The sequence below is a fragment of the Methylorubrum podarium genome (genome assembly GCF_022179745.1).
In the GTDB taxonomy this organism is placed as follows: Bacteria; Pseudomonadota; Alphaproteobacteria; order Rhizobiales; family Beijerinckiaceae; genus Methylobacterium; species Methylobacterium podarium.
Map to the genome: position 1 here is coordinate 1 of NZ_BPRD01000589.1, position 5338 is coordinate 5338.

At 70.4% G+C, this 5338-nt stretch carries 6 protein-coding genes; 4 read left to right on the forward strand and 2 right to left on the reverse strand.

Annotated elements, in window-relative coordinates; all coding sequences use genetic code 11:
• Positions 1-49 precede the first annotated feature (49 nt).
• Positions 50-223, forward strand: coding sequence for a hypothetical protein (locus tag MFF42_RS24105; protein ID WP_238258377.1), 174 nt, complete (start codon positions 50-52; stop codon positions 221-223).
• Here the strand turns inward: MFF42_RS24105 and MFF42_RS24110 are convergent.
• Positions 220-1098, reverse strand: coding sequence for an outer membrane protein (locus MFF42_RS24110; protein ID WP_238258379.1), 879 nt, complete (start codon positions 1096-1098; stop codon positions 220-222). The two genes, MFF42_RS24105 and MFF42_RS24110, sit on opposite strands and share 4 nt — an antisense overlap.
• A gap of 349 nt (positions 1099-1447) precedes the next feature.
• Here MFF42_RS24110 and MFF42_RS24115 point away from each other — a divergent pair, with 349 nt between their 5' ends.
• From MFF42_RS24115 to MFF42_RS24125, 3 genes are all read left to right on the forward strand, one after another.
• The gene (locus tag MFF42_RS24115; RefSeq protein ID WP_238258380.1) at positions 1448-1687 is read left to right on the forward strand and encodes a hypothetical protein; all 240 of its coding nucleotides are present in this window, start codon (positions 1448-1450) and stop codon (positions 1685-1687) included.
• 298 nt (positions 1688-1985) lie between these two features.
• Entirely contained in the window at positions 1986-3503 is a 1518-nt protein-coding gene (locus MFF42_RS24120) for a DEAD/DEAH box helicase (protein WP_238258382.1), read from the forward strand.
• A gap of 220 nt (positions 3504-3723) precedes the next feature.
• Positions 3724-4788: a GGDEF domain-containing protein gene (locus MFF42_RS24125; RefSeq protein ID WP_238258384.1), complete on the forward strand. Its 1065-nt coding sequence runs from the start codon at positions 3724-3726 to the stop codon at positions 4786-4788.
• A gap of 28 nt (positions 4789-4816) precedes the next feature.
• Here MFF42_RS24125 and MFF42_RS24130 read toward each other — a convergent pair whose 3' ends face one another.
• Entirely contained in the window at positions 4817-5197 is a 381-nt protein-coding gene (locus MFF42_RS24130; RefSeq protein WP_238258386.1) for a HesB/IscA family protein, read from the reverse strand.
• Positions 5198-5338 lie beyond the last annotated feature (141 nt).

Here is a 5338-nt window from a genome sequence, read left to right on the forward strand (position 1 = left end):
GCGCCGGTCCCCGCGTCGCGGGCGTCCGGGCCGAGCAGGATCGGCCGGGATGGTCAACAAGACCTTAACCGCAGGATCCGCGCGAGGCGAGACACCGCCGCGCGAAACCGCCATGCAAAGCCGCCACGCGAAACCGCAACGCGAAAAAGCCCGGCACGCGGCCGGGCTTCTCCTCGACGGGGCCGGCGGTCCGCTGAAGGACCGCCGGGACCTCGGATCTTAGTACGAGCCGAACTTGTAGTTCAGGCCGGCGCGGACGACGGCGAACTCGGTGTCGCGCACCTGCTGGCCGCCGCTGACGAGCACGACGCCCGGGCTGGTCACGGAGACGGTGCGGCCCGCGTTGTCGACCGCGAAGGCGCCGCGGCCGCCGGAGTTGCGGTCGAGGTTCACGTAGAGGCCTTCAACCTTCAGCGTGACGGCCGAGGACTTGAAAAAGTTCAGGAACGAGTCGGTCGGGAGAGCGTACTCGACGCCGCCGCCGGCAACCCAGCCGGTCTGGAAGTCGTTGCTCGACACGCCGGTGCCGAACTCGCGACCGCCGCCGGAGCCGTAGGCGAAGCCGCCGGTGCCGTACACGAGGGTGCGGTCGAAGGCGTAGCCGAGGCGACCGCGGACGGTGCCGAAGAAGTCGAGGCCGGACAGGCCGCCCGGATTGAACACCTGCTGGGCGGCCAGCGGGCTGGTGGTGAGGAAGCGGTTCCGGTCACGGCCGAAATCGGCGTACTGGGCGTCCGCCTCGACGCCGATCACGACGCCCGAGCCCGGGGTGAACTGGTAGTTGTAGCCGATCTGGCCACCGCCGACGAAGCCCTCGTTGGACTCGCGGTTGCTGAAGGCCACCACGGCGGTGGTGCCCGGGGGCACGAGCAGGGAGGCCGGGCCGACGCCGATCACGGTCGGGACGCGGTCGTCCTGGGTGCCGAAGCCGTAGCCGGCGTTGAAACCGGCGTAGAAGCCCGTCCAGGTGAAGACCGGCACCGGCTGGAACACCGGGGGCGGCGCGGCGCGGCGCGGCAGGTCGGCGGCCGAGGCGGTGACCGTGGCGGCCAAAGTGGCGGCAACGAGCGCGCTCGAAGCGAGAAGCAGGCTTTTCATCGTGTCGTGTCCTGGTTTGGCGGGAGCCGGTGTTGGTGTGAAGTGGTCCGGGGGTCCGCCCCGGTATCCGTCGCCCTCCTGCGATGAAGCGATGAATGCACCCGAACCCGTCAACGAAAGGTGAAGCTTACCCGGCCGTGAGCACACGATCAGACTCGATGTGTCATGGCGCACATCGATGGCTCGTCTTGTCGAAATCCAGCAACAGTCAAATCCTCGCAAGAAATCTGATGCCAATACGGTTAACGACGTGTTGCCTCTTCGCGTAAGCCGGCATTAACCCTGTTCGGGCGATCCTCCACCGTGCCGACGCCCGCTCCCGGAGCCGGCCCGACGGATTGCGCTGCTCATGTCCCTCGATTCCGGCTCGCCCCGACCGCGCGGTCCCCTCGCCTGGTCGATCAAGATGTCGCTGATCCTCGGTCTCGGCGCCACGGCCCTCGCCCACCACGTCGCCAAACCGCTCCCCAAGCCGGCCGCGCAGGCGATCGACCCCGAGGTGACCGGCTCGATCGGGACCAGCGCGCAGGCCACGAGGCTCGACCCCTGCACGCTCCGCGGCAGCCTCGGCCCGAGCCCGCGACACTGACAGCGAGGTCCGCGGCCGAGCGCGCGTTCGCGCGGGCATTCATGAGGACGGCAGGGCGAAAACGGCGTCTCGCGCGCTCAAGACGGTCGCGGGATGCTCACGGCGCAACCGTACCCGGCCCGCGCGGGCAGCGGCTGCGGAGGCGCGGTCGATTGACAAGCAGGCAGAGGGGTCTAAGTGTCGCGCGCGTTCGGACGCGTGACGGCGTACCGCGCACGGCTCTCGCGATCATCCGCCGGCGCGAGCTCTGAGCCCCTGATCGGCCCACTCCACGCGCGCAAATGGTTTCCCACACCCGATGTCTTTCGCCGATCTTGGACTGAGTGACAAGGTACTCCAAGCCGTCTCCGCGGCCGGCTACACCGAGCCGACGCCGATCCAGGCCCAGGCGATCCCGCACGTGCTCGCCCGGCGCGACGTGCTCGGCATCGCCCAGACCGGCACCGGCAAGACCGCCGCCTTCACCCTGCCGATGCTGACCATGCTGGAGACCGGCCGGGCGCGGGCCCGCATGCCGCGCACGCTGATCCTCGAGCCGACCCGCGAACTCGCGGCGCAGGTCGAGGAGAATTTCGAGCGCTACGGCACCAACCACAAGCTCAACGTGGCGCTGATCATCGGCGGTGTCTCCTTCGCCGACCAGGACGCCAAGCTCACCCGCGGCACCGACGTGCTGATCGCGACGCCGGGCCGCCTGCTCGACCATTTCGAGCGTGGCAAGCTGCTGCTCACCGGCGTCGAGCTCCTCGTCATCGACGAGGCCGACCGGATGCTCGACATGGGCTTCATCCCCGACATCGAGCGCATCGTGAAGATGGTGCCCTTCACGCGCCAGACGCTGTTCTTCTCCGCCACCATGCCGCCGGAGATCGAGCGGCTGGCGGACATGTTCCTGCACAACCCGCAGCGGGTCGAGGTGGCGCGTCCCGCCTCCACCGCCACGACCATCGAGCAGCGCCTCGTGGCCACGGGCTCCGAGGGCCACGAGAAGCGGAAGGTTCTGCGCCACCTCATCCGCTCGGCGAGCGAGCTGCAGAACGGCATCATCTTCTGCAACCGCAAGCGCGACGTCGCCCAGCTCCAGCGCTCGCTGACGAGCCACGGCTTCAACGCGGCGGCGCTCCACGGCGACATGGACCAGCGCGCCCGCATGGCCGCGCTGGACGGCTTCCGCACCGGCGAGACGCCCCTGCTCGTCGCCTCGGACGTCGCCGCCCGCGGCCTCGACATCCCGGCGGTGAGCCACGTCTTCAACTTCGACGTGCCGCATCACCCGGAGGACTACGTCCACCGGATCGGCCGCACCGGCCGCGCCGGCCGTTCGGGCCAGGCCTTCACTCTGGCGAGCCGCGCCGACGAGCGCTCACTCTCGGCGATCGAGAGCCTGATCGGCCGGCCGATCGCGTGGCTCGACGGCGATCTCGCGAGCCTGCCCGAGGACGCGGAGGGCGACGAGCCGCGCCGCCGCCGCGGGACCCGCCGGGTCAAGGGCGCGGAGAGGGGTGGCGAGAGGGGCAGCGAGAGAGGCTCCGAGAAGAGCGGCGAGCGGGCGGCCGAGCGGCCGAGCGAGACCCGCTCGCGCGGCGGCCGGCGTTCGGCCTCCGACCGCGGCCGGGGCGAGGAGGCCCGCCGCGAGCCGGTCCGCGAGCCGGAGCCGGTCTCCCCGGCCCGCGAGGCCGCCCGGAGCGCCCCCGAGCGGCCCCGCTCCGAGCGCCGTCCCCCGCGCCGCGACGAGGACGACGACACGCCGGTCGGCCTCGGCTCGCACGTGCCGGCCTTCCTGCTGAAGCCGACCGGGTTCGGGAAGAGCAAGTAGCGTCCGCGCCCGTCGTCGATGACGGCGGCGGGCCTTTTGCGTGCCCGCCGGATGCCCTCTCGGGCGGCGCCCGCCGCGCCGTCCCGGGCGGAGGAGCCGCGGTCGGCGAACCGGGCGTTTTGTGAGCGCTCTTAACGTCCTGGCGAGGTTCTGAGGCGACACTCCGGGGAAGCGGACGACGCGGGCGGTGTGCCCCGTCCGCAGGAGCCTACGTCACCGGATGAGCCACGGCCCCGATCTCGACCGTGATCGCAGTTTCGTGCTCGCGCAGCGCAGCTTCGAGCTGATGCGCGACTATTGCGCCTGCGCCACCCCGCGGGCCTACGCCGTCTGGTACCTCTACGTGTCCGGCGCGCAGCCGCTGATGAACGACGCGATCAAGCGTCTCACCACGCAGAACGGCACGCTGACGAGCACCGATATCGAGGGATTGCACGACACCTATATCGACGGGCGCCGCCTCGCGGTGGAGGTGGACCGGATGAATTCGAGCCTCATCGCCGAGGTCGAGGGCATCATGGAGATGATCGAGGTCTCGATCCGCTCCACCACCCAGTACGGCGAGTCGCTCCAGGCCCTGTCCCAGGACATCGCCAACACCGCCACGACCCGGGCGCGCCTGCGCGAGATCGTCACCACGATCATCGCCAACACCCGCGACGTGACCGCCAACAACCGCACCCTCGAAGCGCGGATGCGCGAGAGCCGCAGCGAGATCGAGGGCCTGCGCGAGACGCTGGAGGCGGCCCGCCTCGAGAGTCTGACCGACGCCCTGACGGGTCTCGGCAACCGCAAGAGCTTCGAGACGGCGCTGCACCGGGCCTGCGACGCGCCCGCCCAGGCGGGCCGGTCGACGAGCCTGATCGTCCTCGACATCGACTCCTTCAAGCGCTTCAACGATCTCTACGGCCACCTGACCGGGGATCAGGTGCTGCGCCTCGTCGCCATCGTCATGCGCGAGCATGTGGCCCAGCCGGGTGCGACGCTCGCCCGCTTCGGCGGCGAGGAATTCGCCATCGTCCTGCCGGAGACGGACCTGGCCGAGGCCCGCGCCGTCGCCGAGCGGGTGCGCACCAGCGTGACCGGCCGCGAGCTCGTGAAGCGCTCGACGGGCGAATCGCTCGGCAAGGTCACCGTCTCGCTCGGCGTCGCGACCCGGCGCGAGGACGACAACGCCGTCTCCCTGCTGGAGCGGGCGGATGCCTGCCTGTTCGCCGCCAAGCGCGCCGGCCGCAACCGCACCCTCGACGAGACCGAGGCGGCGCTTATGCGCGACGTGGCCTGAGGCGCCCCTGCGCCGAAGCCTCGCCCGATCAGGCCGAGGCGCCGGCCGCCAGGCGTTCCGGGTTCGCGGGGGTGATCGCCACGGACTCGCCGCAGCCGCAGGCCGAGGTCTGGTTCGGGTTGTTGAACACGAACTGCGACGACAGCTTGGTCGTCTGAAAGTCCATCTCGGTGCCGAGCAGGAACAGCACCGCCTTCGGGTCGATGAACACGGTCACGCCCCGGTCCTCGATCACGTCCTCGCCGGCTTTCCGCTCCTCGGCATATTCCATCGTGTAGGACATGCCGGCGCAGCCGCCGTTCTTCACGCCGACGCGCAGCCCCGCGATGGGGCGCTCGGCATCGGCCATGATCGCCTTCAGCCGATCCGCCGCGCGGTCGGTCAGCGTGATCACCTTGAAACCTGACATCGTCGTCTCTCTCCTGCGGCCGGGTTCAAGGCCCGGGCGGGTGAGTCTTCTTCGGGTACTTCGAGAGATAAGCACTCCACCGCCGCCGGTCCACCGCGGCACCGGTCGCACGGATCGATTGCAGCCGTGCTATGCTCAATC